Origin of the sequence: Oikeobacillus pervagus (assembly GCF_030813365.1) — a bacterium.
Classification (GTDB): Bacteria; Bacillota; Bacilli; order Bacillales; family DSM-23947; genus Oikeobacillus; species Oikeobacillus pervagus.
Genome location: NZ_JAUSUC010000011.1, coordinates 1 through 26353, shown reverse-complemented (window position 1 = coordinate 26353; position 26353 = coordinate 1). Strand labels below are relative to the sequence as shown.

The following is a 26353-nucleotide window of genomic DNA, read 5'->3' as shown; positions in this document are numbered from 1 at the left end:
AACAAGGCCAACTTATGGACTTGTTTTGGAGGTTAATGTAAAGATCGTTATTTCCGGAACGGCCAGAAATCGAAACGGAAGTCTTGTTGTTCCGATCCCCCTATTCACATATAGGGTCATCTTTTGAAGAGGAATATAATACTGTCCATCTTGATATTTTTCTGCATAAGGTGGGGTATACAGCGCACCAATGAAAGGGAGGCGAATTTGTCCCCCATGACTATGTCCACTTAATTGCAAGTGGATACGATGCTTCGGAAGTTGATTTGCAAAATCAGGTTCATGAGCAAGCAAGATGGTAAATTGCTCATTTGGAATAGAACGAAGGGTAGCATGTATATCTGGTTTTCCTAATATTAGATCATCAACACCCGCAATATAAATTTTGCTTTGATCGATCATCGAAATGACCTTAGATTCATTTTTTAATAATGTAAAACCAGAGTTTCTCATCACTCTTTCATAAATGTCTGTTCCATACCCGCCGTGGTCATGATTGCCGTAGATTGCAAATTTTCCAAAAGGGGCCTTGATCATTTTTAGGATAGAAATGATTTTTTCGATATCATCATATTGATTTGGCTCATCTAGTAAATCACCGGTAAAAAGAACAATATCAGGTTGAAGTGAATTGATTGTTTCCACATGGTTTAATAGCATGGCTGGATCATATTGAAAGCCAATATGAGTATCGCTAAATTGTAAAATCTTCATGCCTTGGAAAGATGGAGGGATAAGCGTATGTTCAATCTCTATCTCTGTTATATCTAACCGTCTTGGTTCAATGAAACGAGCGTAGAAATACCCCCCATAAGACAAGCTAAATAATGTAAGAGAACTGAAGGCTATTTTTTTGAAAAAGGATCTTCTTGAAATTTTTTTCTTCATGATATCCAACCTTATCTATGGTCATTCCATCTTTTTACAGATGTTTTTTTCGTTTGTATAAAAGCGATAACTACATGCTACCAAAAGGAAAAAAAGAAGAGAAGGGCAAAAAGCTTGTTTATAGATTACATTTTTGTAACATACATTCAGTTACTCTACTACTATACGATATGCAACGAATAAGTTACGATGGTAGATAGAAAAAAATGAACCATAAAAATGGTGCAATTATTTAAAGGAGTTAAGGAACATGAACAAAAGCGATCGAATGGAGCTGATTTTGATTCCATCTAATAAGGGATTCATTAAAATCCATATATATGGGTTTGAAACATATGGCGCTTGGGGGCAAGTATTTGCCCAATTAAATGAGATTACCGTTAATATGAAGGGGTTTCATAAAAAAAAGACGCTCATCAAAACTCTAGTCCGACTTCATGATACATTAAAAAAGAATAACCTTTAGAAGGAAAATGGAGCGTGGCAGTATATATTAAAATTTTGAATGATGAATTCATAAAAATCTTAGGTGATAATTTTTTTTAATAGAGTGAGATAGCTCTTTTTTAATAGATTTCTTTTTTAGCATTATGGTACAATATAGTGAGTGAATATTCATTCATTTTACAAAGGAGGAGAATTTTTTATGAAAAATCGTGTAGTAATTGTTACCGGGGGTTCAAGTGGCATGGGGAAATATATGGCGAAGAGATTTCTGCAAGAAGGTGGCAAAGTTGCCATTACCGGTCGCGATGAAGAAAGATTAAACTTGGCCAAACAGGAAATCGCCGGGGAAAATGGTGAGTTATTATTAGTAAAAATGGATGTCCGAAACCCTAAAGATGTGGATAGAATGGTAAAGGAAACGCTTGAAACATTTGGAACCATAGATTTTTTAGTAAACAATGCTGCGGGTAATTTTATTTGTCCAGCCGAAAAATTATCTGTAAATGGGTGGAATTCAGTCATTGATATTGTATTAAATGGAACATTTTATTGTTCAAGAGCGGTAGGAAACTACTGGATCGAAAATGGAATTAAAGGTTCAATAGTCAATATGGTGGCTACATATGCTTGGAATGCAGGCGCTGGTGTTATTCATTCCGCTGCAGCGAAAGCAGGTGTATTATCGATGACACGTACCCTTGCTGTAGAATGGGGCAGCCAATATGGAATCCGAGCAAACGCAATCGCCCCAGGACCGATTGAACGTACGGGTGGGGCAGATAAATTATGGGAATCAGAAGAGTCTGCTGAACGAACATTAAAAAGTGTCCCATTAAGAAGACTTGGTACACCAGAAGAAATTGCAGGTCTTGCTTATTATTTATTATCGAAAGAAGCAGCTTATATAAATGGAGAATGTATCACAATGGATGGAGGACAGTGGTTAAATCAATTCCCATTCTAATGTCAATTAAAAAAATGCCCAGCTCCCATTCATATAGAATGAGATGCTTGGCACTTTATTTTGATCACTTCTTCTATTTCTTCCCATATATTACGCACAGATCCCCCAAAATTTGATATTATGAATACCAAAAGTAAAAATTCATTTAATGGGGGGTTCATTATCCCCCATTGAATGTTAGTTGAACTTACCGGGCTAAAGAACCCAAGTCTTGTGGCTTCGCCTGGCAAGTCACATCCTTTCCACGTCAGATCCTTATGGGCAGTTATCCTCCACCTATTTTCTCATCATATTGAGGTGGAGGGTTTACTGCTTTAAGGATGGATAAATGCCTTTTTAAAAATTCTTTCGGGATGATTGAATTTTATTAAAGTTTGTGTATAATTATACATGTCAATTGTTAAATTGGAGGCTTTATTAAATGGATGCTTTAGAAATTATGTCCAACTTAGACCGTGTTATCCCATTTTTTCAGCCTATTTTCAGTGCGGATGAACATAAAATAGTTGGTTATGAAGTACTAGGTAGGTACGCTGATGGAAACGAGATCGTAAGCTTAGGGCCTTTTTTTCAGGATAAAGAGGTACCAGAAGAATATCATTTGGAAGTGGATCACCTTCTTTTAGTTAAAGCACTTGATTTATACGTAGGAGAAGGTTTAAAGAAAAGTTTATTTATTAATAAAGACCCAAAGCTTTTAATGAAAGATTATGGGGAAGATTTATTACATACGCTCCTATCCTATGAACAAAAAGGATTATCGCTTGATTGTATTGTCATTGAAATATCTGAATATCATTATGAATCAGAGATTGAACATTTGCTTCAATACTATAAAACCCATGGAATTCGCATTGCTATTGACCATATAGGGGAGACTGATGGAAATATACATAAAGTGATTAATTGTTCTCCTGATATATTGAAAATTAATTTAAGCGCTTTACGCAATGAAACGACGAGCCTGATGTATAAAGATATCCTTTATTCTTTATCTCTGCTTGCAAGAAAAATTGGTGCATCCTTACTATTTGAAAATATCGAAGTTGAATATCAACTTCAATATGCTTGGAAACATGGTGGAAGATATTATCAGGGATATTACTTGCAAAGACCACAAGCAAATTTCTGCGATGAAAATATGTTGAAAGAGAAGCTAAGACAAAAATGTCAAGAATTTATTCTTCATGAAAAACGTTCATTGGAAAAAGTATTTTTATTAGCCGATTCCATTCAAAGCAATCTTCAATCCGTATTGCCAAAGATAAAAAAACAGGCAGATTCGCGAATAGACTTACTAAGGGGAATAGCAAATCGATTTGAACATATGTGTTTTCGTTTATATATTTGTGATGAAAATGGTTTTGAGTTATCCCCAAATTATTTTAAAAAGAATGGCGAATGGATCGTTCAGCCAGAATACTTCAATAAAAATTGGAGTTGGCGACCTTATTTTTTAGAGAATATTTTCAAAATGAGAAAAGATCGAAATGGCCTTATTTCCGATTTATACCGAGATATCGAAATGGGAGAAATGATTCGTACTTTCTCTTATCCTGTCTTCGAAAATGAATATTTATTCATGGATCTCTCATATGACTTTTTATATGATCAAGACGGACTTCTTTATGATTGATGTGATGTATAGAAAAAACCTTTCAGGGAGACATTATGGGTAATCCTTGTTTAATAGGAGTGTTGCAAAATGAGTACGTATATGATGATTCTATCCCTGCTTGTTCTACTTATTGCAGCAATCGGTTTTGTCTATACATTGAAAGTGACGAGATTGCAGAAAACTCTAAAGGGGAATCAAGATACGGCAATTCCAAAAGATGTACAGGAGGGTGCTTATAAAAGAAACCCCATTTTTTTATCCTATATCATCGGGTTCGGGGCTCTCCTCCTATTCATACTTTATCTGTTCTTTAAATTTTATTAATGGTTTTGGGCTGTCCTTTAAGTGTACTGGCTCATCGTTTATTAAGTGTTCCATGAAACATTTAGTATCGGTTGGGAATTGCCTTACACTTCTTTTAAGGACAGCCTTCTTCACTGTCTTTTAACATTTTAGATAGTAATTCTAAATTGAATCCTGTTACAACCTTCCCTTCGACGACAACAGTTGGTGTAGAGTAGGATTGATATGTCTCAATAAGTGTTTTTTTCGCCTGAGGATCTTTTGAAATATCTTTTTCGATAAAAGAAATCCCTTTATCCTGCAAAAATAGTTTGACAATTTTGCAAGGAGGGCAGTCTGGTTGTGTATAAATGGTAACGTTTCCCAAAATATTCACCTCAAAAAATGGATTTTAACCCTTATCTATCATGAAGAATTATTCGTTATTTGTCAAAAAGTTTCTGCACGTTATTGAAATTTAATAAAAATAGTTGGCGATAGAAAGGGATGTATGGTATATTTCTTTTGTTTCTTTATTTTCTACATTAAAAATTGCCGACAGTACAATCTATCATAATCAAGAGTAGATGAAAGGGGATATCCTACAATATGTCACAATTGCTCGGAATCATTCAAAGATTGAAATCACTTCAGGAAGGATCTGAAACGGGAGAGATCCAACAGCGTTTATTTGAAGTGAATGGTAAAACACTATGTCAAGTCAAATATTTTCCAAACAAAGATACTTTTGAATTGGAAGTGTATGAAAAGGATGGAAAATCACAGAAATATCCATTTGATGATATTGATATGACCGCAATTGAAATATTTGAACTTTTACAAGAAGAAAAACAACAACCATAATTATTTTTTTGACTCCTCAATGAGTGTTTTCTCAATGAGGATTTTTTCATAATGAAGAACAATTATTTTTTCATAGAAATTTCCACTTGTCTTTTGCTATAATGATAATTGAATGATTTGGATCATTATCCTCATTTCGAATTGACCGAAGTGATTTTTCCCCATATCTTTTTCACCCAGTTCCTTTTAGGATGACCACTGTAAGCTACTCATTTCCATGATCTCCTTGTCTTATTAGACAGTTATCTCCGCCTAACTTGAAAAAACTGTAGCAGGTGATGTGAAATATGAAGTTACTAATCGTCCTTTTTGTTATTCATCTATTTTTTATGTTGATCTTATGTGCTGAACTATTGAACACTAAAAAGGAAATAATTGAAATCAAGAAAATGATGGCCGATAGGTGTCCTAAAACGAAAGATTCACATAAATTATAGTAAAACTACTCATCCTAAGTAGATGAGGTGATGAATAATGGAACAAGAGAAAAATTTTAACCCGATTGTCATTTGCCCTATCTGTGGAAATCAAGAGGGAATACATCAAGTCTTAACTGCACAATCAAATCAGAATGTGATATACCAATGTGAAAGATGTGAGTTTGAACGGAGGAATATTGTTACTAAAAAAGGGTAATGATTGATTTTTTATTAAGGTACTGAATCTTTTTAATGATCCGTGATCCTGGAAAAATGTTGGATGGAAATAATGGAAGCATTTATACGAAAAATAGAGGGGGAGGAGTTCTGATGATTTCTTTCCAAAATATAGAGTTTTTAGAGGCCGATTTAAAAGATTATATTATACCAGCAGAAAAAGTAGCTCATGTGCAACTTGGTAATAATTTAGAACATGCTTTATTAGTATTAACCAAAAGCGGGTACTCAGCCATTCCTGTTTTAGACGCACATTTTCGCTTGCATGGCTTAATAAGTTCCCCAATCATTACAGAATCCATACTCGGCTTGGAACGAATTGAGTTTGAAAAGCTTGAAAGCATGAGAGTAGAAGATGTGATGGAAAAAAACATTCCTCGATTTTTGTTAGATGATCGTTTTTATAATGCACTTGATCTATTAATCGATCATCCCTTTTTGTGTGTAGAAAATGAAGGTGGAGTATTTGAAGGGATTTTAACACGCAGAGTCATTTTAAAACAATTAAAACGATATACGAATCATTTAATCCATCAATCACACATACAGGAGTCGTAACTGAAAGAAAAAAGAATAGGATTAATATAAAATGTTAATTCACCGCTACTTGTAGCTTTTGCTCCCAAATTTGGGAGCTTGTTATTTTTGGGGAGGTTGATTCTTGATGGAACTGGACAAGTCTATGACATCAGAAAAAAGGAAAACAAAGAGGCCGTTAGTTTTAGCCGCGGTAATGTTAGCTATGTTTATGGGGGCAATTGAAGCGACAATTGTTTCAACCGCGATGCCCTCCATTGTGGCTGATTTAGGCGGTTTTTCCTTATATAGCTGGGTGTTTTCCGCTTATTTATTAATGAACACGGTGACAGTTCTTATATATGGAAAGCTTTCAGATATATTTGGTCGCAAACTGATTATAACGATTGGGATCTCCCTTTTTTTGATCGGTTCGATTTTATGCGGATTTGCTGATACAATGGTTCAATTAATTGTCTATCGTTTTATTCAAGGTTTAGGTGCTGGCGCTGTTATGCCTGTTGCTACGACCATTGTGGGAGATATTTATACGAAAGAAGAGCGAGCAAAGATTCAAGGGTATTTATCCAGTGTTTGGGGAATATCCGCTATATTTGGCCCTGCAATTGGTGGGCTATTAGTTCAGTACGTCAGTTGGAGATATGTATTCTGGATGAATATTCCACTAGGAGTATTATCGATATTAGGAATATGGTTTTTCCTTCATGAAGAAATTGATAAGAAAAAGCCTGTCATTGACTACAAAGGTTCTTTTTTATTTGCATTATCCATCTTTGCTTTAATGTTTTTATTAATAGAAGGTGGGGTTGGAATAAAATGGATTTCTGTAACAAGCTTCACACTTATTCTCTTCGCTAGTATATGTTTTTGGCTTTTCATACGGCATGAAAGAAATATAAAAGAGCCACTGATGCCATTTGATATTTGGAGGATTCGATCCATCTTTATCGCAAACTCTGTATCTTTTACCACCGGTGTCATGTTAATTGGTATTTCCAGCTTTTTACCGACATTTGTCCAAGCTGTAATGGGGCAAAACGCCACGGTCGCAGGATTTACCTTAACGGCCATGTCAATCGGATGGCCCATTGCATCTACAATATCAGGCCGATTGATCATTAGTATTGGGTATCGTAAAACATCGATGATCGGCGGAATATTACTCATGATAGGTGGAATTCTATTTATTATGATGAAACCGAGCTATGGTCCAATTTGGGCCGGCATTTCATCCTTTTTCTTTGGAGCTGGAATGGGGTTAACTTCCACCGCATTTATTGTTTCGATTCAAGAGACAGTAGAATGGCAACAACGTGGGATTGCGACAGCAGCCAATATGTTTATGAGAAATTTCGGGAATACAGTTGGTGCTGCTTTGCTCGGCGGGATCTTAAATAGTCGCTTGCAGAGCTATCTTAATGAAAAAGGTGCCTCCGTCGATACCTCTTTGTCCATAAGCTCTGTTAACGAATTATTAAGTTCTGAAGGGAAAAGTCATTTATCTCTAGAGGTTCAACAAATATTGCAAGAAGGTTTAACGGTATCGTTAAATACAGTCTATTTTGTTGTGTTTCTATTTGCCATTATTTCATTTGTATTTTTGTTATTCATGCCTAAAAAAGAAGGATAATGGAATTGTCTTTTAAGAGCCCCGTAAGGTTGATACGACCTTTTGAAAATTAAGGCATCTTTGCAAATTCTAGACCGCTCTAAAGACAAAATTTACGAAGTTTTTTTGAAGTGAAGTTTTATCGATAAAGGAGTAGGTTATGTCATTTACAGAATTTCAATTATTATCAGTTCTTGCCCAGGAAATGAATATGAGAAAAGCAGCAGAGCGGTTGTTTGTTTCCCAGCCAGCACTTTCACAACGTCTACAAACCATTGAAAAGGAATGGGGAACGAAAATTTTTAATCGTTCTCCTAAAGGCTTATCTTTAACTCCTGCTGGCGAGCTGGTGATTGCATTTGCAAATGAAGTATTACATAAAAAAGAAAAAGTGTTGGATACGATTCAAGCGTTAGAAACAGAGGTATATGGGACATTAAAAATTGCTTGTGCCTCCATTGTCGGTCAAAATTGGCTTCCGCAAGTGTTAAAGAAATATGTGGAAAAATATCCCCATGCCAAAATATCTTTAATGACAGGTTGGAGTAGTGAAATATCGGAGGCTTTATATGAGGGGAACGTACATATTGGTATTATTCGTGGAACGCCGGATTGGAAAGGGAGAAAAATCCATTTATTCGAAGATAGCCTATATTTAGTTGATAAAGAGATTCAAAGAGTTGAACAAATCCTTGAAACTGATCGTCCTTTTATCCAATTTAAAAGTGATTCGAATTATTATCAGGAAATACAAGATTGGTGGTATCGACAATTTCAAATGATGCCAAAGAGGTCGATTTTAGTGGATCAAATTGAAACTTGCAAACAAATGACATTTAACGGAATTGGTTATGCCATTTTACCAGCGATTACGTTAAATGGCTCAGAAGGGGACTTTTATAGGGTACCACTAGTAGATGAACATAATACACCTATTAAAAGGGATACTTGGTTATTAGGGTATGATTCTGCTTTTCAACTTAAGCAAGTTCGAGCATTTGTAGAAGTAATTCGTGAGTTTTCCCGAGGGAGTTAAGAAAGAGAGGGAAAGAATGAACAAGCTGTGAAGTTTAAAAAATAAAACGGGTTTTGAACTAGCATAATATTTTGTCCAATTCCGAAAGCATGATAAACTATGAGTGACAAGAAATTTTCTCCAATTAGTATGAGGATGCATATGATTTCCTTGTTTATTTTATAACAATAAAGGGAAAATCAAATATGGAAGATAACATCTTATTTATATTAAATTCTAATTTAGAATCATTATAAATAAGAGTTGACTTAAATCCTTTGTTTATTTACAATAATTATTGTTGGTAAGAAAGTAATTGAGAATCAATCATTTACTTTCTCAATCATAAAAATTAAAATATTTGGAGGGATTATTCATGGCAGAACGCATGGTAGGTAAACAAGCTCCACGTTTTGAAATGGATGCAGTATTGCCAAACAAAGAATTCGGAAAGGTAAGTCTTGAAGAAAACATCAAAAATGATAAATGGACAGTATTGTTCTTCTATCCAATGGACTTCACTTTTGTATGTCCAACTGAAATTACAGCTTTATCTGACCGTTATGAAGAATTTGAAGATTTAGATGCTGAAGTAATCGGCGTTTCAACTGATACAATTCATACACACTTAGCATGGATTAATACAGATCGTAAAGACAATGGTCTTGGCCAGCTTAAATATCCATTAGCTGCAGACACTAATCATACAGTAGTTCGCGACTACGGTGTTCTAATTGAAGAAGAAGGGGTTGCATTACGTGGTCTATTCATTATCAACCCTGAAGGTGAATTACAATATCAAGTAGTTAACCACAATAATATCGGCCGTGATGTAGACGAAACTCTTCGTGTACTTCAAGCATTACAAACTGGTGGACTTTGTCCTGCAAACTGGAAACCAGGTCAAAATACTCTTAACGTATAATTGTTAGTTATAACACTAGGCCTAACAGATATTGTTAGGCCTTTTGAAACACATGATTGCAAAGGAGGATGTATATGAAACTACGTGAACCAATGCCCGAATTAGTTGGTGCGACACAATGGTTAAATGGTGAAGTGACAAGGGAACAACTTGTGGGAGAAAAGCCAACTTTGCTTCATTTTTGGTCTATTAGTTGCCATTTATGTAAAGAAGCAATGCCACATGTAAATGAATTTCGTGATAAATACAAAGATAAATTAAATGTAGTGGCTGTCCATATGCCACGTTCTGAAGATGACTTAAATATTGAAGATATTAAAAAAGTCGCTGAAGAACATGGAATTACACAACCAATCTTTGTTGATAGTGAACATAAACTTACAGATACATTTGAAAATCAATATGTTCCTGCTTATTATGTTTTTGATAAATCAGGAAATCTTCGGCACTTCCAAGCTGGAGGAAGTGGAATGAAGATGTTAGAAAAACGTGTGAATCGCGTTTTAGATGAAATGGAGAAAGCTGAATAACATTTTGCAACCGGTCAAAAGTTCCTTTTTGATCGGATTTTTTTATTTTTAGGAAACTATAAAATTTATCCGTACGCCGATGATCGATGCGTTTGCACATTTGTTCTTTTATGGGATTTTTTTAAGTAAGGCAGTGAAGGGAAAGGATTAAGAAAAGATGGACAAGTATGCTAAAATAAATATAAAATTTGCCTTATATTTTTGCCTTATAGTGGAGGAGATTTTATGAAAAAGAAGGAATTTGCTGTAATAGGATTAGGCCGCTTCGGAGGAAGTATCTGTTCGGCCCTTTCTGAAGAAGGAATGGAAGTCATGGCGATTGATAAAGATGAAGATCGAGTAAATGAATTTTCAAAGATTGCTTCCCATGCGGTTGTTGCTGATACGACGGATGAAGCTGTTTTAAAAAGTTTGGGGATCCGTAACTTTGACCATGTGATCGTGGCGATTGGTGATGATATTCAATCTAGCATTTTAACGACATTGATGTTAAAGGAAATCGGAATTAATCAAATTACAGCAAAAGCTCAAAATGATTATCATGAAAAGGTACTGAGAAAAATTGGCGCCGATCATGTTGTCCATCCAGAAAGAGATATGGGGAAAAGAATTGCGCATAATATCGTATCGAACAATGTATTAGATTATTTAGAGCTTTCAGATGAACACTCCATTGTAGAATTAGTCGCGAACGATTTATTAGATGGACATTCATTAATGGATTTAGATATTCGAGCAAAATATGGAATTAATATTGTGGCAATTAAAAGGGGAAGTGAAATTATCATCTCTCCACTTGCAGATGAGCTTATCCAAAAACAAGATGTCATGATCGTCATCGGTGCCGATTCAGACATTAACCGCTTTGAAAAGAAAGTATTACATGCATAACTATTCATTAGAGAAACAAAAAAGCGGAATCATTTCCGCTTTTTTGTTATTGGAAACCGTTAAATTCTTTTGTCTCAATCGAAAACTACGAAACCCGTACGCCAGTGCTACGGCGCTTGCGCATTAGTTTCTAAAAATTATACTTCCATAATGATCGGTAAAATCATTGGTCGGCGCTTTGTCTTTTCATATAAGAATGGTGCCAAAGTTTCTGTAATTTCGTTTTTAATTTCAGACCATTGGGATGTTTTTCTTTCCAATACTTTATTAATATGTTTTGTAATCATAGATTGCGCCACATTAATTAGATCACCTGATTCGCGCATGTAGACGAATCCTCGTGAAATAATATCAGGGCCAGCAGCGATTTTAAATTCTTTCATATTAATGCTTACGACTACAATGACTAAACCTTCTTCTGATAAGATTCGGCGGTCTCTTAACACAATATTCCCAATATCACCAATGCCACTGCCGTCTATATATACTGACCCAGAAGGAATTTTCCCTGCTACTTCTGCACTGTTTTTACCAAGAGCAAGAACCTCACCGTTATCCATAATAAAACAATGATCTTCAGGAACGCCGCAATCTTGTCCTAATTGGGCATGTGTTCTTTGCATCCGGTACTCCCCGTGGATTGGCATGAAATATTTTGGCTTCATTAATCTGAGCATTAATTTTTGTTCTTCTTGTCCTCCATGCCCTGAAGTATGAATATTGCTTAATGAACCATGGATGACATCAGCGCCTGCTTTATAAAGTAGATTAATTGTACGATTGACACTGATGGTATTCCCAGGGATAGGTGATGATGAGAATACAACCGTATCACCAGGATGAATTTGGATTTGACGATGGGTGCCATTCGCAATTCTTGATAGGGCAGCCATCGGTTCTCCTTGGCTTCCTGTACACAAAATAGTCACCTGGTTAGCAGGTATACGATTGATCTGTCCATGGTCGACAAAAGTATCTTTCGGACATCTAATGTATCCAAGATCTTGTCCAATTTCGATAGCCGCTTCCATACTTCGTCCAAATACCGCAATCTTCCGTCCGTTTGAAACTGCTGCTTCTGTCACTTGTTGAAGTCGGTGGATATTGGATGCAAAAGTAGCAAAGATAATTCTTCCATCTACTCTTCTAAAAATATCTTGGATACTCTCTCCAACTCGGCGTTCTGACATCGTGAAGTTAGGCACTTCACTGTTTGTACTGTCGGATAGTAGACAAAGTACTCCTTCTTTTCCTATTTCAGCCATTTTTGTTAGGTTTGCCGGTTCTCCTACCGGTGTAAAATCAAATTTAAAATCCCCAGTATGCACAATATTCCCTGGTGGAGTTTTTACGACGATTCCATAGGAGTCAGGAATACTATGAGTTGTTCTGAAAAATGAAACGGATGTCTTTCTAAATTTGATCACATCATCTTCTTGGATTTCATAAAGTTCTGTTTGGCGTAGAAGACCGTGTTCCTCTAGTTTATTTTTAATTAAACCGAGAGCCAGTTTGCCACCATAGATCGGGATATTTACTTGACGAAGCAGGTAAGGGATTCCGCCGATATGGTCTTCGTGTCCATGAGTAATGAACAGACCTTTAATTTTGTCTACGTTTTTTACTAAGTAGGTATAATCAGGAATGACATAATCAATCCCTAATAGTTCGTCTTCTGGGAACTTGATCCCAGCATCAATTAAAATAATTTCATCTTGAAATTGTACGCCATATGTGTTTTTTCCGATTTCGCCTAAACCACCAAGGGCGAAAACAGCTGTTTGATCATTTTTTACAAATTTCATAAAGATTTAGCTCTCCACCTTGAAATCTTCGCGTTGTTTTTCATATTCCAAATATGGTCCTTCTAAAAGTTGAATATATTCAACGTTGATCGGGCGGTTTTTCAATTTTTGGCGTACATCTCTTTCGCTGATAGCTTCCATAAACAAAGTTTTTGTATTTTCACGTACAGGAATCTCTGTTTTGCTATCTTGATAATAGATTTTATAAATCATTCTTCTTTCTCTCCTTAATTTATATTTCTTAAGAGGGTAACCTAGTGCTGCGGCTCCTGGCTGCTCGAGGTCATTTGTCCGGTGGCCTTCGCTTTATAGATCGCCTCTGAATCCCCAAAATAGTAACTTTTTCTATTATATAAAAAGTTATCAACTTTTTCATGTTTTTTCATTCGTCATTTTCAAAACAAATTTAAAAGCATAATAATCTTTTCAAAAATATTGTTATGATGGATCAAGGGATGTTTAGTAACACACCCAGCGTCATCATACTTTGCTTTCATTGCAATGAAGTGTGCAGGAGGAGCATCTTTCAAACATAAAGATAGCCCTTCAAAACTTAAGGAAGGGCGAAAATTTGAAAAGTTATGCGATTGTTTTTTTTCTTAACAGGTCCTTCCACTGTTTTAAGAGCTTTCTTTTTAGCTTCTTCAACATTGTGGATCACTTCCTTAACTTTATTTTACTATAAACTTGTCCAAATTGAAACATACGTTTTGGTAATGTAGTTTGTTTAATGTTAGTATATGAACAATGAAGGGATTTTTTTCATACCGTTTATTGGTAAAAAATAAAGCGGATATCATTCACACTGAAGAAAGTTCAACAAAGTGATCTAAAAAAATGGAAAAGGAAGGGAAAAAGAAGTATACATGAATAAAATTGTTTTTTTTGATATAGATGGAACATTATTAGATGGTGAGAAAAAATTGCCGGATAGAACGAAAAAAGCCGTGCAATTATTAAAAGAAAATGGCGTGTACACAGCGATTGCAACAGGACGGGCCCCTTTTATGTTCGCCGATCTTAGGAGAGAGCTTGAAATCGATTCATTCGTCAGTTTTAACGGGCAATACGTTGTGTTTGAAAATGAGGTCATTTATAAAAATCCATTAAACTTAGAAAAATTCGCTCCATTTGTAGCCTCGACGATGAAGAGAAACCACCCGCTAGTCTTTCTGAATGAAGAAATGATGGTTGCAAACAAAAAAGGTTCCTTATTTGTTGGTGAAAGTTTAGCTAGTCTTAAATGCCCTTATCCTACGTATCAACCTTCTTTTTATGAGGAAAAGGAAATATATCAGGCATTGTTATGTTGCGAAGATCTAGAAGATTCCTTTTACAGAGAAAATTTCCAGGACTTTAAGTTTATTCGCTGGCATCATTATTCCGTAGATGTTTTACCTGCAGGTGGTTCAAAGGCTGAAGGGATTAAAAGAGTGATGAACCGTTTAGGGGGTTCAATGGAGGATGTATATGCATTTGGTGATGGTTTAAATGATATTGAAATGCTTGAGGCTGCCGGAACAGGTATAGCTATGGGAAACGCTTGTGATGAATTGAAACATGTTGCTGACTTTGTCACAACAAATGTTGAAGAAGATGGGATTTATAAGGGGCTTCAAAAGATTGGGTTAATTGAGTAAAAAAACCGAGCGTCTGCTACTCGGTTTTTTACTATTTAGGAAACTATAAAATTTAGTACTGTGGATAACCTTAAAAATGTTGTCCACGGCTAGCCTTCAGCGACTATCGTCGGAATTTCTCCGTTTTCTCCCTACGATATGTCAACATCAGCTCGTGAACTACCTCGCTCTCGTTTCCTTTATCTCAGTCTCAACTTGCAAAATTCGTATGCCGATGGACAAGGCGCTTCCGCATTTGTTACTCCTGGATCTTCACTGAAGTTTGCCCTTATCTTCCAATAGCAATGGCATTTTCAATTGTTTGAAAAGGGTTTTTCTTGTCAATATGATCATAAAACATAATTCCATTTAAATGATCGATTTCGTGTTGAAATGCGATGGCAGGCAATCCTTTCAGCCGGATTTTTACTTCTTTTCCATCTAGATTGATTCCTTTCACCGTAACACGAGCATGACGAGGGACGAACCCAGGAACATCGCGATCCACAGATAAACAGCCTTCCCCAGAAGCTAAATAACTCTTTTCAACTGAATGACTAACAATTTTGGGGTTGAATAAAGCATAACTAAATAATTTTCCATTCTCATCCTGCACATGAACAGCAATCATTCTTTTGGAAACATTAATTTGTGGAGCTGCCAAACCAATCCCCGGTCTTAAATTGTATTTCTTTGATATTTCTGGATCTTGACTATTGATCACAAATTCCATTAATTGTTTTAGCGTGTTTTTATCTTCATCAGAAGCGGGCAAAGTCACTTCCTTGGCAATCTCACGTAAAGTTGAATGCCCCTCTCGAATAATATCTTTCATCGTAATCATGTTACACATTCCTCCAATTCAAAATCTAAACAAACAAATCCCAAATGATAAAACAAAACTTAGGATCTGAAAATGTAAATTCATTCATTATGAAAACAAGTTGATGTTTAAATGAAGTCATATAAAGTAAATGAGAATAACCCTACATTGGGAAGAAATTTGAGTCCCTTAAAAAAACATTATATACCAAATTCATTAAGACTGCGAACATAGGGAATGGAATGTGGCCTTGGGCAATGGTTTAGAGATGGCTCATTCAAATCAGTTATCTGTTTATCCCGCCTTAATGGGCAGTAAAACCTTCACCTCATAATGATTTGGTAATAAAGAAGATAGGTGGAGGATGATCACTGCCCCTAAAGGCCCGATAAGCTCAACTAATGTTCAGTGGGGGATGAAGTCTCACTTTATAAAAAAACTAATCTATAACAGCGGATAATTTTTAGGGAATATTATATAACAGTGTTATTGTTTTTTATAATACAGTTAACATTTTATTTTCTAATGATTGTGATAAAAATCTTAATTTGGTGGAATTTTATTGACTTTTTATCAAGCGGTGGTTTAAACTAATTTATATAATTATAAAGTTGTACTATAATTATTTTGTTTCATAATAATACAGTTTTAAAGCCTAGCCCCTTCTAATATATGATGGTTGAAGGAAAGAAATCAAAAAGGAAAGTGTGAATTAAAGGTAATGAAATCGATGGTTTGGGTACCCTATTAAATAGGTATGTCTCAAACGTTAATTAGAAAGGAAGAGGTGACACGAATGGGTGCAAAAACAAATAAAGAACAAGTAGATGTTAAAAAGACGCTTGAAAATATAGAAGCGCAATTTGAAATGTTACAGGTTTTAAATGAAAAAGGAGAAGTTGTTAATGAGGCAGCACTGCCCGATTTAACAAATGAACAATTGCAAGAATTGATGAAGCGAATGGTCTATACAAGGATTCTTGATCAACGTTCCATCTCTTTAAATAGACAAGGTCGTCTTGGATTCTACGCTCCAACTGCTGGCCAAGAAGCATCACAAATTGCTTCTCATTTCGCACTTGAAAAAGAAGATTTTATTCTACCAGGTTATCGCGATGTTCCACAAATCGTATGGCATGGCTTACCTTTATACCAAGCTTTTTTATGGTCACGTGGACATTTTGCGGGGTTAAAAGGAACAGAAGAATTAAATGTTTTACCACCTCAAATCATTATAGGAGCACAATATGTGCAAACAGCCGGCGTTGCTTTAGGGCTAAAAAAACGTGGTAAAAAAGCAGTGGCGATTACATACACAGGTGATGGCGGTTCTTCACAAGGTGACTTTTATGAAGGAATAAACTTTGCCGGTGCCTTTAATGCTCCTGCGATCTTTGTTGTTCAAAACAACCAATTTGCCATCTCTACTCCTCGTGAAAAGCAGACCGCTGCTAAAACGATTGCTCAAAAAGGGGTTGCGGTAGGCATTCCAAGTATTTTAGTTGATGGTATGGATGCACTTGCTGTCTATTCCGCAGTACATGATGCTCGTGAACGCGCCATTAATGGGGAAGGTCCGACATTAATCGAAACGATGTGTTATCGATATGGACCTCATACAATGGCTGGAGATGATCCGACCCGTTACCGTACATCAGACCTTGACACTGAATGGGAGAAAAAAGATCCACTTGTTCGTTTCCGAAGCTATTTGGAAAAACAGGAACTTTGGAATGAAGAAATGGAAAATGAAGTGATTGAAAAGGCGAAAGAAGATATTAAAGTAGCCATCAAAAAAGCCGATGATACACCAAAACAAAAAGTAACGGACTTAATGTCTATTATGTATGAGGAATTGCCTTATAACTTAAAAGAACAATATGAAATTTATCGAGAAAAGGAGTCGAAATAAGCCATGGCGCAAATGACAATGATTCAAGCTATCAACGATGCATTACGCACGGAATTACGCAATGATGAAAATGTGTTAGTGTTTGGTGAAGACGTTGGCGTAAATGGCGGCGTATTCCGTGCAACCGAAGGCCTACAAAAAGAATTTGGAGAGGACCGTGTATTTGATACGCCACTGGCTGAATCTGGTATTGGTGGTTTATCGATTGGATTAACATTACAAGGTTTCCGGCCGGTACCTGAAATTCAATTTTTTGGATTTGTTTATGAAGTGATGGATTCTATTAGTGGTCAAATGGCACGTTGGCGTTACCGTACAGGAGGAAGTCATCATGCACCTATTACAATCCGTTCACCATTTGGCGGTGGGGTCCATACACCTGAACTTCATGCAGATAGTTTAGAAGGTTTAGTTGCTCAACAACCAGGATTAAAAGTAATCATCCCATCTACACCGTATGATGCTAAAGGATTATTAATTTCAGCGATCCGTGACAATGACCCAGTCATCTTCCTTGAGCATATGAAATTATACCGTTCATTCCGTCAAGAAGTACCAGAAGGGGAATATACCATTCCAATTGGGAAAGCAGAAGTAAAACGTGAAGGAAAAGATCTTTCAGTTATTACTTACGGGGCGATGGTTCATGAATCTTTAAAAGCGGCGGATGAATTAGAAAAAGAAGGATATTCAGTAGAAGTGATCGATTTACGTACCATTCAACCATTAGATATTGAAACGATTATTTCTTCCGTCGAAAAAACAGGTCGGGCAATCGTTGTTCAAGAAGCACAGAAACAAGCAGGGATTGCTGCGAATATCGTATCAGAAATTACGGAAAGGGCTATTCTTAGTTTAGAAGCTCCTGTTTTACGTGTAGCTGCACCTGATACTGTCTTCCCTTTCCCACAAGCGGAAGCCGTTTGGTTACCGAACTTTAAAGATATTATGGAAACAGCAAAAAAAGTCCTTACATTTTAAATGGTGAAGGGTTGACTTACCATTTCTTCTTCGAAAGAAAAAAGATTTTTATATAGGAAGGTGAAAACATTGTCTTTTGAATTTAGATTACCGGACATTGGTGAAGGGATTCATGAAGGTGAAATTGTTAAATGGTTTGTAAAACCAGGCGATCAAATAGCTGAAGATGACGTACTTTGCGAAGTGCAAAATGATAAAGCAGTCGTAGAGATTCCTTCTCCAGTAACTGGAACAGTAGAAGAAATTCTTGTTAATGAAGGGACAGTTGCTGTAGTTGGTGACGTTCTTGTGAAATTTGATGCCCCGGGGTATGAGGATCTAAAATTTAAGGGCGACGCCCATGAGGAAGAAACGAAAGAACCGGAACAGCAGCCCAAACAAGCTTCACCTGATCAAGAGTTGCCAAAACAAAACGAGGAAGAACCTTCAACAAAACATCGTGTCATCGCTATGCCATCAGTTCGTAAATATGCACGTGATCATGAGGTAGATATTCAAAAGGTTCAAGGATCGGGGAAAAATGGTCGCGTTTTAAAAGAAGATATTGATCAATTTATCTCCGGGGAGACAAGATCACAAGAAAAAGTTGAAGTCCAAGATCAATCGGCAGGGGTTACTAGTAAAGATCAGGTTCAAGTCATTCCGGAAGGTCAATATCCTGAAACTCGTGAAAAAATGAGTGGAATAAGAAAAGCCATTGCCAATGCGATGGTCCATTCTAAACATACGGCTCCACATGTAACATTAATGGATGAAATCGATGTGGCAAAACTTTGGGATCATCGAAAACGATTTAAAGAAGTAGCAGCCCAAAAAGGAATTAAACTGACTTTCTTACCTTATGTTGTGAAGGCATTAATGAGCGCATTACGTGAATTTCCTATACTTAATACGTCGCTTGATGATGAAGCAGGGGAAATCATTCATAAACATTATTATAATATTGGAATTGCTGCGGATACAGATAAGGGATTGTTAGTACCAGTCGTAAAAGATGCAGACCGTAAATCCATGTTTGCGATCTCCCAAGAAATAAGTGAGCTTGCAACAAAAGCCCGTGAAGGCAAACTTTCTCCTCAAGAAATGAAAGGAGCCTCATGCACAATCACGAATATTGGATCTGCTGGTGGGCAATGGTTTACTCCAGTAATTAATCATCCGGAAGTAGCTATTTTGGGTATTGGAAGAATTTCAGAAAAAGCTATTGTAAAAAATGGTGAAATTATAGCTGCACCTGTGTTAGCATTATCATTGAGCTTTGATCATCGAATTATTGATGGTGCTACAGCTCAAAATGCGCTTAACCATATTAAGCGTCTATTAAATAATCCAGAATTATTACTAATGGAGGCGTAAGACAATGGTAGTAGGAGATTTTCCAATCGAAACAGATACAATCGTGATCGGAGCTGGACCTGGAGGTTATGTTGCAGCAATCCGGGCTGCGCAGCTTGGGCAAAAAGTAACTATTGTTGAAAAAGAAAATTTAGGTGGAGTATGTTTAAATGTTGGTTGTATTCCGTCTAAGGCACTTATTACAGCAGGCCATCGTTATGAACAAGCGAAGCATTCTGATGATATTGGAATTGTTGCAGAAAATGTTTCTGTCAACTTCGAAAAAGTTCAAGAATGGAAAGCTAGTGTAGTTAGTAAACTGACAGGTGGGGTAGAAGGCCTGTTAAAAGGAAATAAAGTGGATATTGTTCGTGGTGAAGCATATTTCGTTGACGCAAATACATTGCGTGTAATGGATGAAAACTCAGCCCAAACTTATACATTTAAAAATGCGATTATTGCATCAGGATCTAGACCAATTGAAATTCCTAATTTTAAATTCTCTGACCGTGTATTAAACTCAACAGGGGCTCTAAATTTAAAAGAAATCCCTAAAAAGATGGTTGTGATTGGCGGAGGTTATATCGGTGCTGAATTAAGTACTGCCTATGCTAATCTTGGAACTGAAATCACAATTGTTGAAGGTGCGGATGAAATTTTAAATGGTTTTGAAAAACAAATGTCAGCACTTGTAAAACGAAACCTGAAGAAAAAAGGTGTCAATATTGTTACGAAAGCCATGGCAAAGAAAGCGGAAGAAACGGCTAATGGTGTCGTCGTAACATATGAGGCAAAAGGAAAAGAAGAACAAGTAGAAGCAGACTATGTACTTGTAACAGTTGGACGCAGACCTAATACGGATGAAATGGGATTAGAACAAGTTGGTGTTAAGTTAACCGACCGCGGTTTAATCGAAATCGACAAACAATGCAGAACTAATATTAGTTCTATTTATGCGATTGGTGATATTGTTCAAGGACCACCACTTGCACATAAAGCTTCATATGAAGGAAAAATTGCTGCAGAAGCAATTTCTGGTAAACGTTCAGAAATCGATTACTTAGCGATTCCTGCTGTTTGTTTCACTGACCCAGAATTAGCAACAGTCGGGCTTACAGAACAACAAGCAAAAGATGAAGGAATTGAAGTAATCGGTGCAAAATTCCCATTCGCAGCAAATGGACGTGCACTTGCTCTTAATAGTACTGAAGGTTTTGTGAAACTTGTTACACGTAAAGAAGACGGCTTAATTATTGGTGCTCAAATCGCAGGTGCTGGCGCATCTGATATGATTGCTGAATTAGGTCTTGCAATAGAAGCTGGAATGACAGCTGAAGATATTGCGATGACTATACATGCTCATCCAACATTAGGTGAAATTTCAATGGAAGCAGCCGAAGTAGCGCTTGGAACTCCGATTCATATCGTACGTTAATCATGAGGTTAGGAACCCTTTGTTCATTTATTGAATAAAGGGTTTTTTTCTTTGTCTGGGACCGGGAAGAGTGTTTTAAGGGCGATTTCAACAATATAAAGATAGGAAATACGAATATTAGGTGTTAGAGATGTAATGAATACATATATTGACAATAAGAGTATTAATCATGCTGCATTGTTCATACATAAAGAAAAAGTAAGCTAAAGCTGGTGAACTCATGGTAATTTATGTTGTCTTCCTCATACAATTGTTGGTTTGGAGTTGTTATTCGATTGCCGAGTGGCTATCAAAGGGCGATCATACTTTGTACCAATGGGTAATGTTTATCATTTTCATCTATATAGGTGGGATCATCGCAAATAAATTCATTCAATCAATTAAGCTAGTTGGAATCGTAACAATAAGTAGTTTATTATTCTATTTCTGTTTGCGTTATTTATTCGTTCATGTATAAAAAAGGTATTTAAATCAATATAATGGACATTTTTTATCCTGTCAATTTTATTCGTTGAAAAGGCGGAATTTTCTGATTAACTATCAGTAAAGGATAATTAATTCGGAAGAAAAAATTAATGTGTCATACAATTAGGGGTTGAAAATGTATATATGTTATATTATTATTAAAACAGGATCAGGAAACGCTTTCAAATAAACTTCGAGAGGAAGATTATTATGGGGACAATCGTTTGTCAATCTTGCTTAGAAACGATCGACTACTTTGAAGATGAAAAAGTAACGGTTTTATACTCTCATTGCGGTTGTGAAGAACACACTGAAATAGATGATTAATATTTGATAATAATAGATTACCGACTTTTATTTAGTCGGTTTTTTGTTTACTTTTAAAAAGTGATAGAATAAACCTCCTATTCCTAGAAGGTTTATTCGTTTTATTTGATCGCTTCATATTCCTTTATCACTCTTAAAGTTTTTAATTCGAAATCCTCTGGTCCTTGGACAGGCAAACCAACGTCCATATTTTTCTTAATATACATTAAGTTTTCTTCGGTTATAATTTCTCCTGGTATAAAAATTGGAATTCCAGGTGGGTATACCATAATAAACTCCGCAATAATTCGACCAACAGACTCTTCAAATGGCACGACTTCTGTCTCTGAATAAAAAGCATCCCGCGGGGACAATGCCAGTAAAGGAATATCTGGAAGAAGCACTTCAATATGTTCTTCCTCAGTTTCTTGTGAGAATTGATTAGACATTTCTTTCAATGCTTCCACGAGTATATCACCTTCATATTCACTATCTCCTGGAGTGATAATACAAAGAATATTATATAAATCTGATAATTCCACTTCAATATTGTAAACTTTCCGCAACCATTTCTCTGCATCATATCCGGTAATCTCCAAATCTTTCACAGAGATGATTAATTTGGTTGGATCATAATCATAGGTCGCTTTCGTCCCTAAAATTTCTTCACCTACACAATATAAATGTTGAATCTCATTAATCCGGCTTCTGATCGACTGGGCTAAATCGATGGTTTGATCAATTAGTTGTTTCCCTTCAGTCGCCAGTTGTTTTCGGGCCACATCCAATGAAGCCAAAAGAATATAGGAAGTTGAGGTCGTTGTAAGCATACTTAATATCGTTTGTACTCGTTTTGCAAAAACAAGACCTTCTCGAACGTTTAAGATGGAGCTTTGTGTCATCGAGCCCCCAAGCTTATGAACACTTGTTGCTGCCATATCAGCTCCTGCTTGCATAGCGGATAATGGCAATTTATCATGAAAATGAATGTGAACCCCGTGTGCTTCATCGACTAATACTGGGACATGATACGAATGGGCAATCTCGACAATTTGCTTTAAATCGCTCGAAATCCCGAAGTAAGTAGGATTAATGACAAGGATTCCTTTTGCATCAGGGTGTTGGTTGAGCGCTTTTTCGACAGAATCAGGCGTTATTCCATGTGAAATTCCTAAATTCTTGTCTATTTCCGGGTGAATGAAAATAGGAATCGCCCCAGTGAAAACGATTGCCGTCATGACCGATTTATGGACATTTCTTGGAATGATAATTTTATCGCCTGGTCCGCAAACAGACATGACCATCGTCATAATTGCTCCACTTGTTCCCTGTACTGAAAAAAATGTATGATCTGCACCAAATGCTTCTGCTGCAAGTTGCTGGGCTTCATGAATCATTCCTCTCGGTTGATGAAGGTCATCTAAAGGGGCGATATTAATTAAATCAATCGATAAAGCATTTTTACCAATAAAATCTCGAAATGCTGGATCCATTCCAGCCCCTTTTTTATGTCCTGGAATATGAAATTGAACGGGATTTTTCTCAACATGTTTTAATAAGCCACTAAATAATGGCGTTTGGTACTGTGACAATGATTAAACACCTCTTTATAAAAAATAACAAGCCTATTCTTTTTCCCTTTCAAAATTTAAGAGGGGAAAACTGTTGTGTTGCAGAAGTGGCGAAAAATTATTAAAGAAACAAAAAGATTATAGCATTGAGGATAGATGGATTAAAAGAATTATTTTATGTATAATTCATTTCAATTATGATCTTGTAGCAGGATTTTATTAAAAATAGAAGAATTTAAAAATTAAGGGGGAATGATGAAATGAAATGGAATACAAAAGTAACTGAATTATTAGGGATTAAATATCCGATTATACAAGGGGGATTGGCTCATTTAGCTTATTCAGACTTAGCAGCAGCTGTGTCAAACGCAGGAGGTTTGGGGCAGATTACAGCAATGTCACTTTCTAGTCCTGATGATTTAAGGGAGGAAATTCATAAAGTAAGAAAGCTAACAGATAAACCATTTGGTGTGAACTTTTCAATTGGACAGCAACGACGCCCATTTAAGGAATATGTAGAAGTTGCCATAGAAGAAAATGTTCCAGTAATTTCGATGACAGGTGGCAATCCTACACCCATTTTTGAAATGCTTGAAGGTACGGGCATTAAGACGCTTGTTCTTGTGGCAGCCGTTCGTCAAGCACAAAAAGCAGAGAAATTAGGCGCAGATGCTGTAATGGTTGTTGGGCAAGAAGGCGGGGGGCATCTTGGAAGGGATGATATAGGAACTTTTGTATTAGTACCGAGAGTGGTTGATAGTGTGAATATTCCAGTCATTGCTTCTGGTGGGATCGGAGACGGAAGAGGTCTAGTGGCGGCGTTAAGTTTGGGTGCAGAAGGAATTGAAATGGGGACAAGATTCATTGCTACGAAAGAATGTGTTCATGCATCATCACTATATAAAAATGCTTTAGTTGAGGGCGATGAAAATGGAACGGTTGTGATTAAACGATCTATAGGGGCTCCTGCAAGAGCGATTTCGAATAGTTGGACTGAGAAAATCTTAAGTATTGAGAAAGAACACTTGGGATATGAATCGCTGAAAGAATACATAAGTGGAATTGCGAATAAAAGATACATCCACGAAGGGAAAGAAGACGAAGGATTTGCATGGGCCGGGCAAGTGATGGGGCTAATAGAAGACGTTCCTTCTGTAGAAGAACTCATTTCAAGAATGATCCAACAAGGAGAAACAATTCGCTCACATTGGTCATAATAAGAAATATCATATTTTTTATTTTGAATGGAAAACTCAGGTACAATGAGGTGTTGCATCATGGAATATCAATATCCTTTTTCAATGGATTGGTCGACAAATGAAGTGATCGATGTGGTCAAATTTTTTGAGGCGGTTGAGAAAGCTTATGAAAAGGGGATACAAAGGGATAATTTTAAAAAATATTACCATCGATTTAAAGAAATTGTTCCAAGTATCGCTGAGGAGAAGAAAATTTTTAAGGAATTCGAAAAGGAAAGTGGTTACTCATCCTATCATGTTGTGAAAAAAATGAAAGAATCTAGAAATGACCAATGGATTGCGATGAAGTCATAAAGAATGGGGGATGATCCAAAGAGTAAAACTTTTGGATCATCCTTCCTTATTTAGAGGTATACGACATTCCGCTTTTAATGGCTTGCCAGTTTATAAAGAGGGATTAAGTTTTTAAAAACCTCATCGATTGTTTCTATAAGCTCTCCACCAGACATAAAAATCGCTTCATCTTTTGGAATATGGAATCCACAAAGAATTTCAGCTTTTTTTACCGTTTGCATTCGTTGAAACATCGCTTGCAAATCATCTTGTGACAAATCCTCCATTTTTGATGCATCAGGCTTCATGTGGTCTAAAGACCAAACAAAATGACGTGGGGTCATTTTATAAATTTCGTCCAGATGTTTTTCAAAAGAATGACCGATTTGAACTTTGGTTGGTGCTTCATAAATCACGGCAAACCATATGAATAAATGTGAACCCCATAATCCAATTTGGAAATGAGGATGTTTTTTATACCCTCGCTTATTATTTGCAAAGGCTACCCAAGTATCATTTGGTGGATGAACAGTACGGCGTGCATGTTTAGCTACATGATAAAACATTTCGTCTCCTGTTAATGCGCTCAATGTAGGAGAGAAATGGTTTCCTAGGTAATCAAGTTTAGGTCGAATCGTTGCCTTCAATGACTCCATTCTTGGTTCTAGCCCCTCTATTGCAAACACATCAAAATCCTCTTTAGTGAATCCATTGAAACTCATATCCGTTCCTCCTAAATCAACGTTTTCATTATTTTAACATAAAGTTGTTCAAAGCTAGTTTAAACACACAAATTTGTTACAAGTCCAACATGAATTTCATACAATGTATTAAAAGGAATCGGCGTGATCGATTCAAAAAGGGGTGCTTTTTCATGAAGCAGGTAGCAAGTGGAAAAAAGAAGAAATCCAAAGCCCAAGAAAGATTAGCAGTCCTTCGCCTGGAATTAGATTATGAATTGGCGGTACTCTATGAAGCGATTCAAGAAAAAAATGAAAAACAAATGAAAAAATGTAAGCAAAAATTGCATGAACTTCGGAATGAATTCATTCAATTAAAAGAATATACTTCATAATTTTTAGCTGAAGCGGGTTAGTGCATCATGAATAATGAGGGTGAAGGGGAAGCGGATCTAAAGGAAAAGGGTTAGATCCGTTTTTATTAGAAACTCAACTTTCGCACCAAAATAATGGGTGCTAAATGTTGGCTGCATTGAGTTTAAAGTCTATTCATTTTATTGCTTGACAACCTTTTTTAAAATAAAAAAACACCTCAATCTTTGGTATAGTGAGATTGACTAGAAATCACTACCATACAGAAGAGGTGTCCCCTATATGATAGAC

Annotated in this window: 28 protein-coding genes; 21 read left to right on the top strand and 7 right to left on the bottom strand. The window is 36.3% G+C overall.

Annotated elements, in window-relative coordinates; translation table 11 throughout:
* Positions 1-12 precede the first annotated feature (12 nt).
* Positions 13-888: a metallophosphoesterase gene (locus J2S13_RS06000; protein ID WP_307256816.1), complete on the bottom strand. Its 876-nt coding sequence runs from the start codon at positions 886-888 to the stop codon at positions 13-15.
* A gap of 250 nt (positions 889-1138) precedes the next feature.
* Here J2S13_RS06000 and J2S13_RS05995 point away from each other — a divergent pair, with 250 nt between their 5' ends.
* From J2S13_RS05995 to J2S13_RS05980, 4 genes are all read left to right on the top strand, one after another.
* Complete coding sequence (locus J2S13_RS05995) at positions 1139-1354, top strand: hypothetical protein (RefSeq protein ID WP_307256815.1); 216 nt, start codon at positions 1139-1141, stop codon at positions 1352-1354.
* Between the two features lie 180 nt (positions 1355-1534).
* On the top strand, positions 1535-2299 hold the full coding sequence (fadH, locus tag J2S13_RS05990; protein WP_307256814.1) for a 2,4-dienoyl-CoA reductase: 765 nt from the start codon (positions 1535-1537) through the stop codon (positions 2297-2299).
* 421 nt (positions 2300-2720) lie between these two features.
* Complete coding sequence (locus J2S13_RS05985) at positions 2721-3935, top strand: EAL domain-containing protein (RefSeq protein WP_307256813.1); 1215 nt, start codon at positions 2721-2723, stop codon at positions 3933-3935.
* A 69-nt stretch (positions 3936-4004) separates the two neighbouring features.
* Positions 4005-4241, top strand: a complete 237-nt coding sequence (locus J2S13_RS05980; protein WP_307256812.1) for a hypothetical protein — start codon at positions 4005-4007, stop codon at positions 4239-4241.
* A 94-nt stretch (positions 4242-4335) separates the two neighbouring features.
* Here J2S13_RS05980 and J2S13_RS05975 read toward each other — a convergent pair whose 3' ends face one another.
* Positions 4336-4587, bottom strand: coding sequence for a glutaredoxin family protein (locus J2S13_RS05975; RefSeq protein ID WP_307256811.1), 252 nt, complete (start codon positions 4585-4587; stop codon positions 4336-4338).
* 221 nt (positions 4588-4808) lie between these two features.
* Here J2S13_RS05975 and J2S13_RS05970 point away from each other — a divergent pair, with 221 nt between their 5' ends.
* The 7 genes from J2S13_RS05970 to J2S13_RS05940 all read left to right on the top strand — a co-directional run bounded on the left by J2S13_RS05970 (position 4809) and on the right by J2S13_RS05940 (position 11226).
* Positions 4809-5063, top strand: coding sequence for a YkuJ family protein (locus J2S13_RS05970; protein ID WP_307256810.1), 255 nt, complete (start codon positions 4809-4811; stop codon positions 5061-5063).
* 749 nt (positions 5064-5812) lie between these two features.
* Positions 5813-6277, top strand: coding sequence for a cyclic-di-AMP-binding protein CbpB (cbpB, locus tag J2S13_RS05965; RefSeq protein WP_307256809.1), 465 nt, complete (start codon positions 5813-5815; stop codon positions 6275-6277).
* A 106-nt stretch (positions 6278-6383) separates the two neighbouring features.
* A complete protein-coding gene (locus tag J2S13_RS05960) occupies positions 6384-7886 on the top strand; it encodes an MDR family MFS transporter (RefSeq protein ID WP_307256884.1) in 1503 nt (500 codons plus the stop codon).
* Between the two features lie 139 nt (positions 7887-8025).
* Positions 8026-8901 (top strand): transcriptional regulator CcpC, encoded by an 876-nt coding sequence (ccpC, locus tag J2S13_RS05955; RefSeq protein ID WP_307256808.1) that lies wholly within the window; start codon positions 8026-8028, stop codon positions 8899-8901.
* Between the two features lie 355 nt (positions 8902-9256).
* A complete protein-coding gene (locus tag J2S13_RS05950; RefSeq protein ID WP_307256806.1) occupies positions 9257-9805 on the top strand; it encodes a peroxiredoxin in 549 nt (182 codons plus the stop codon).
* A 74-nt stretch (positions 9806-9879) separates the two neighbouring features.
* Positions 9880-10335 (top strand): TlpA disulfide reductase family protein, encoded by a 456-nt coding sequence (locus tag J2S13_RS05945; protein ID WP_307256805.1) that lies wholly within the window; start codon positions 9880-9882, stop codon positions 10333-10335.
* Positions 10336-10560: 225 nt separating this feature from the next.
* Complete coding sequence (locus tag J2S13_RS05940) at positions 10561-11226, top strand: potassium channel family protein (protein WP_307256804.1); 666 nt, start codon at positions 10561-10563, stop codon at positions 11224-11226.
* 137 nt (positions 11227-11363) lie between these two features.
* On the opposite strand, the gene rnjA is transcribed toward J2S13_RS05940, so the two are convergent.
* Together rnjA and J2S13_RS05930 are read right to left on the bottom strand one after the other, a co-directional pair.
* On the bottom strand, positions 11364-13031 hold the full coding sequence (rnjA, locus tag J2S13_RS05935; RefSeq protein ID WP_307256803.1) for a ribonuclease J1: 1668 nt from the start codon (positions 13029-13031) through the stop codon (positions 11364-11366).
* A gap of 6 nt (positions 13032-13037) precedes the next feature.
* A complete protein-coding gene (locus J2S13_RS05930; RefSeq protein ID WP_307256802.1) occupies positions 13038-13244 on the bottom strand; it encodes a DNA-dependent RNA polymerase subunit epsilon in 207 nt (68 codons plus the stop codon).
* A 653-nt stretch (positions 13245-13897) separates the two neighbouring features.
* On the opposite strand from J2S13_RS05930, the gene J2S13_RS05925 reads away from it, so the two are divergent.
* On the top strand, positions 13898-14671 hold the full coding sequence (locus tag J2S13_RS05925) for a Cof-type HAD-IIB family hydrolase (RefSeq protein ID WP_307256801.1): 774 nt from the start codon (positions 13898-13900) through the stop codon (positions 14669-14671).
* A gap of 268 nt (positions 14672-14939) precedes the next feature.
* Here the strand turns inward: J2S13_RS05925 and def are convergent, their stop codons facing one another.
* Positions 14940-15494: a peptide deformylase gene (gene def, locus J2S13_RS05920; RefSeq protein ID WP_307256800.1), complete on the bottom strand. Its 555-nt coding sequence runs from the start codon at positions 15492-15494 to the stop codon at positions 14940-14942.
* Between the two features lie 775 nt (positions 15495-16269).
* Here def and pdhA point away from each other — a divergent pair.
* The 6 genes from pdhA (at position 16270) to J2S13_RS05890 (ending at position 21928) form a co-directional block, all read left to right on the top strand.
* Entirely contained in the window at positions 16270-17385 is a 1116-nt protein-coding gene (pdhA, locus tag J2S13_RS05915; protein WP_307256799.1) for a pyruvate dehydrogenase (acetyl-transferring) E1 component subunit alpha, read from the top strand.
* A 3-nt stretch (positions 17386-17388) separates the two neighbouring features.
* Positions 17389-18366, top strand: coding sequence for an alpha-ketoacid dehydrogenase subunit beta (locus J2S13_RS05910; protein ID WP_307256798.1), 978 nt, complete (start codon positions 17389-17391; stop codon positions 18364-18366).
* Between the two features lie 69 nt (positions 18367-18435).
* On the top strand, positions 18436-19722 hold the full coding sequence (locus J2S13_RS05905; RefSeq protein WP_307256797.1) for a dihydrolipoamide acetyltransferase family protein: 1287 nt from the start codon (positions 18436-18438) through the stop codon (positions 19720-19722).
* Positions 19723-19726: 4 nt separating this feature from the next.
* Positions 19727-21136 (top strand): dihydrolipoyl dehydrogenase, encoded by a 1410-nt coding sequence (gene lpdA, locus J2S13_RS05900; RefSeq protein ID WP_307256796.1) that lies wholly within the window; start codon positions 19727-19729, stop codon positions 21134-21136.
* A 220-nt stretch (positions 21137-21356) separates the two neighbouring features.
* The gene (locus J2S13_RS05895) at positions 21357-21593 is read left to right on the top strand and encodes a hypothetical protein (protein WP_307256795.1); all 237 of its coding nucleotides are present in this window, start codon (positions 21357-21359) and stop codon (positions 21591-21593) included.
* A gap of 218 nt (positions 21594-21811) precedes the next feature.
* Positions 21812-21928, top strand: coding sequence for a GapA-binding peptide SR1P (locus tag J2S13_RS05890; RefSeq protein ID WP_307256794.1), 117 nt, complete (start codon positions 21812-21814; stop codon positions 21926-21928).
* 101 nt (positions 21929-22029) lie between these two features.
* Here the strand turns inward: J2S13_RS05890 and J2S13_RS05885 are convergent, their stop codons facing one another.
* The gene (locus J2S13_RS05885; protein WP_307256793.1) at positions 22030-23499 is read right to left on the bottom strand and encodes an aminotransferase class I/II-fold pyridoxal phosphate-dependent enzyme; all 1470 of its coding nucleotides are present in this window, start codon (positions 23497-23499) and stop codon (positions 22030-22032) included.
* 239 nt (positions 23500-23738) lie between these two features.
* On the opposite strand from J2S13_RS05885, the gene J2S13_RS05880 reads away from it, so the two are divergent.
* Positions 23739-24695: an NAD(P)H-dependent flavin oxidoreductase gene (locus tag J2S13_RS05880; RefSeq protein WP_307256792.1), complete on the top strand. Its 957-nt coding sequence runs from the start codon at positions 23739-23741 to the stop codon at positions 24693-24695.
* Between the two features lie 60 nt (positions 24696-24755).
* Positions 24756-25031 carry a UPF0223 family protein gene (locus tag J2S13_RS05875; RefSeq protein WP_307256791.1) on the top strand — a complete coding sequence of 92 codons (276 nt, stop codon included), beginning with the start codon at positions 24756-24758 and terminating at the stop codon, positions 25029-25031.
* Between the two features lie 74 nt (positions 25032-25105).
* On the opposite strand, the gene J2S13_RS05870 is transcribed toward J2S13_RS05875, so the two are convergent.
* A complete protein-coding gene (locus tag J2S13_RS05870; protein ID WP_307256790.1) occupies positions 25106-25732 on the bottom strand; it encodes a YktB family protein in 627 nt (208 codons plus the stop codon).
* Between the two features lie 152 nt (positions 25733-25884).
* Here J2S13_RS05870 and J2S13_RS05865 point away from each other — a divergent pair, with 152 nt between their 5' ends.
* On the top strand, positions 25885-26085 hold the full coding sequence (locus J2S13_RS05865; RefSeq protein WP_307256789.1) for a YkzI domain-containing protein: 201 nt from the start codon (positions 25885-25887) through the stop codon (positions 26083-26085).
* The last annotated feature ends 268 nt before the right edge of the window (positions 26086-26353 follow it).

Coding starts and splice junctions, on each gene's coding strand:
- lpdA (WP_307256796.1), top strand. CDS start 19,727: ATGGTAGTAGGAGATTTTCCAATCGAAACAGATACAATCGTGATCGGA.
- J2S13_RS05880 (WP_307256792.1), top strand. CDS start 23,739: ATGAAATGGAATACAAAAGTAACTGAATTATTAGGGATTAAATATCCG.
- cbpB (WP_307256809.1), top strand. CDS start 5,813: ATGATTTCTTTCCAAAATATAGAGTTTTTAGAGGCCGATTTAAAAGAT.
- J2S13_RS05945 (WP_307256805.1), top strand. CDS start 9,880: ATGAAACTACGTGAACCAATGCCCGAATTAGTTGGTGCGACACAATGG.
- ccpC (WP_307256808.1), top strand. CDS start 8,026: ATGTCATTTACAGAATTTCAATTATTATCAGTTCTTGCCCAGGAAATG.
- def (WP_307256800.1), bottom strand. CDS start 15,494: ATGATTACGATGAAAGATATTATTCGAGAGGGGCATTCAACTTTACGT.
- J2S13_RS05910 (WP_307256798.1), top strand. CDS start 17,389: ATGGCGCAAATGACAATGATTCAAGCTATCAACGATGCATTACGCACG.
- J2S13_RS06000 (WP_307256816.1), bottom strand. CDS start 888: ATGAAGAAAAAAATTTCAAGAAGATCCTTTTTCAAAAAAATAGCCTTC.
- rnjA (WP_307256803.1), bottom strand. CDS start 13,031: ATGAAATTTGTAAAAAATGATCAAACAGCTGTTTTCGCCCTTGGTGGT.
- J2S13_RS05875 (WP_307256791.1), top strand. CDS start 24,756: ATGGAATATCAATATCCTTTTTCAATGGATTGGTCGACAAATGAAGTG.
- J2S13_RS05950 (WP_307256806.1), top strand. CDS start 9,257: ATGGCAGAACGCATGGTAGGTAAACAAGCTCCACGTTTTGAAATGGAT.
- fadH (WP_307256814.1), top strand. CDS start 1,535: ATGAAAAATCGTGTAGTAATTGTTACCGGGGGTTCAAGTGGCATGGGG.
- J2S13_RS05960 (WP_307256884.1), top strand. CDS start 6,384: ATGGAACTGGACAAGTCTATGACATCAGAAAAAAGGAAAACAAAGAGG.
- J2S13_RS05925 (WP_307256801.1), top strand. CDS start 13,898: ATGAATAAAATTGTTTTTTTTGATATAGATGGAACATTATTAGATGGT.
- J2S13_RS05980 (WP_307256812.1), top strand. CDS start 4,005: ATGAGTACGTATATGATGATTCTATCCCTGCTTGTTCTACTTATTGCA.
- J2S13_RS05930 (WP_307256802.1), bottom strand. CDS start 13,244: ATGATTTATAAAATCTATTATCAAGATAGCAAAACAGAGATTCCTGTA.
- J2S13_RS05890 (WP_307256794.1), top strand. CDS start 21,812: ATGGGGACAATCGTTTGTCAATCTTGCTTAGAAACGATCGACTACTTT.
- J2S13_RS05995 (WP_307256815.1), top strand. CDS start 1,139: ATGAACAAAAGCGATCGAATGGAGCTGATTTTGATTCCATCTAATAAG.
- J2S13_RS05985 (WP_307256813.1), top strand. CDS start 2,721: ATGGATGCTTTAGAAATTATGTCCAACTTAGACCGTGTTATCCCATTT.
- J2S13_RS05870 (WP_307256790.1), bottom strand. CDS start 25,732: ATGAGTTTCAATGGATTCACTAAAGAGGATTTTGATGTGTTTGCAATA.
- J2S13_RS05865 (WP_307256789.1), top strand. CDS start 25,885: ATGAAGCAGGTAGCAAGTGGAAAAAAGAAGAAATCCAAAGCCCAAGAA.
- J2S13_RS05895 (WP_307256795.1), top strand. CDS start 21,357: ATGGTAATTTATGTTGTCTTCCTCATACAATTGTTGGTTTGGAGTTGT.
- J2S13_RS05940 (WP_307256804.1), top strand. CDS start 10,561: ATGAAAAAGAAGGAATTTGCTGTAATAGGATTAGGCCGCTTCGGAGGA.
- pdhA (WP_307256799.1), top strand. CDS start 16,270: ATGGGTGCAAAAACAAATAAAGAACAAGTAGATGTTAAAAAGACGCTT.
- J2S13_RS05970 (WP_307256810.1), top strand. CDS start 4,809: ATGTCACAATTGCTCGGAATCATTCAAAGATTGAAATCACTTCAGGAA.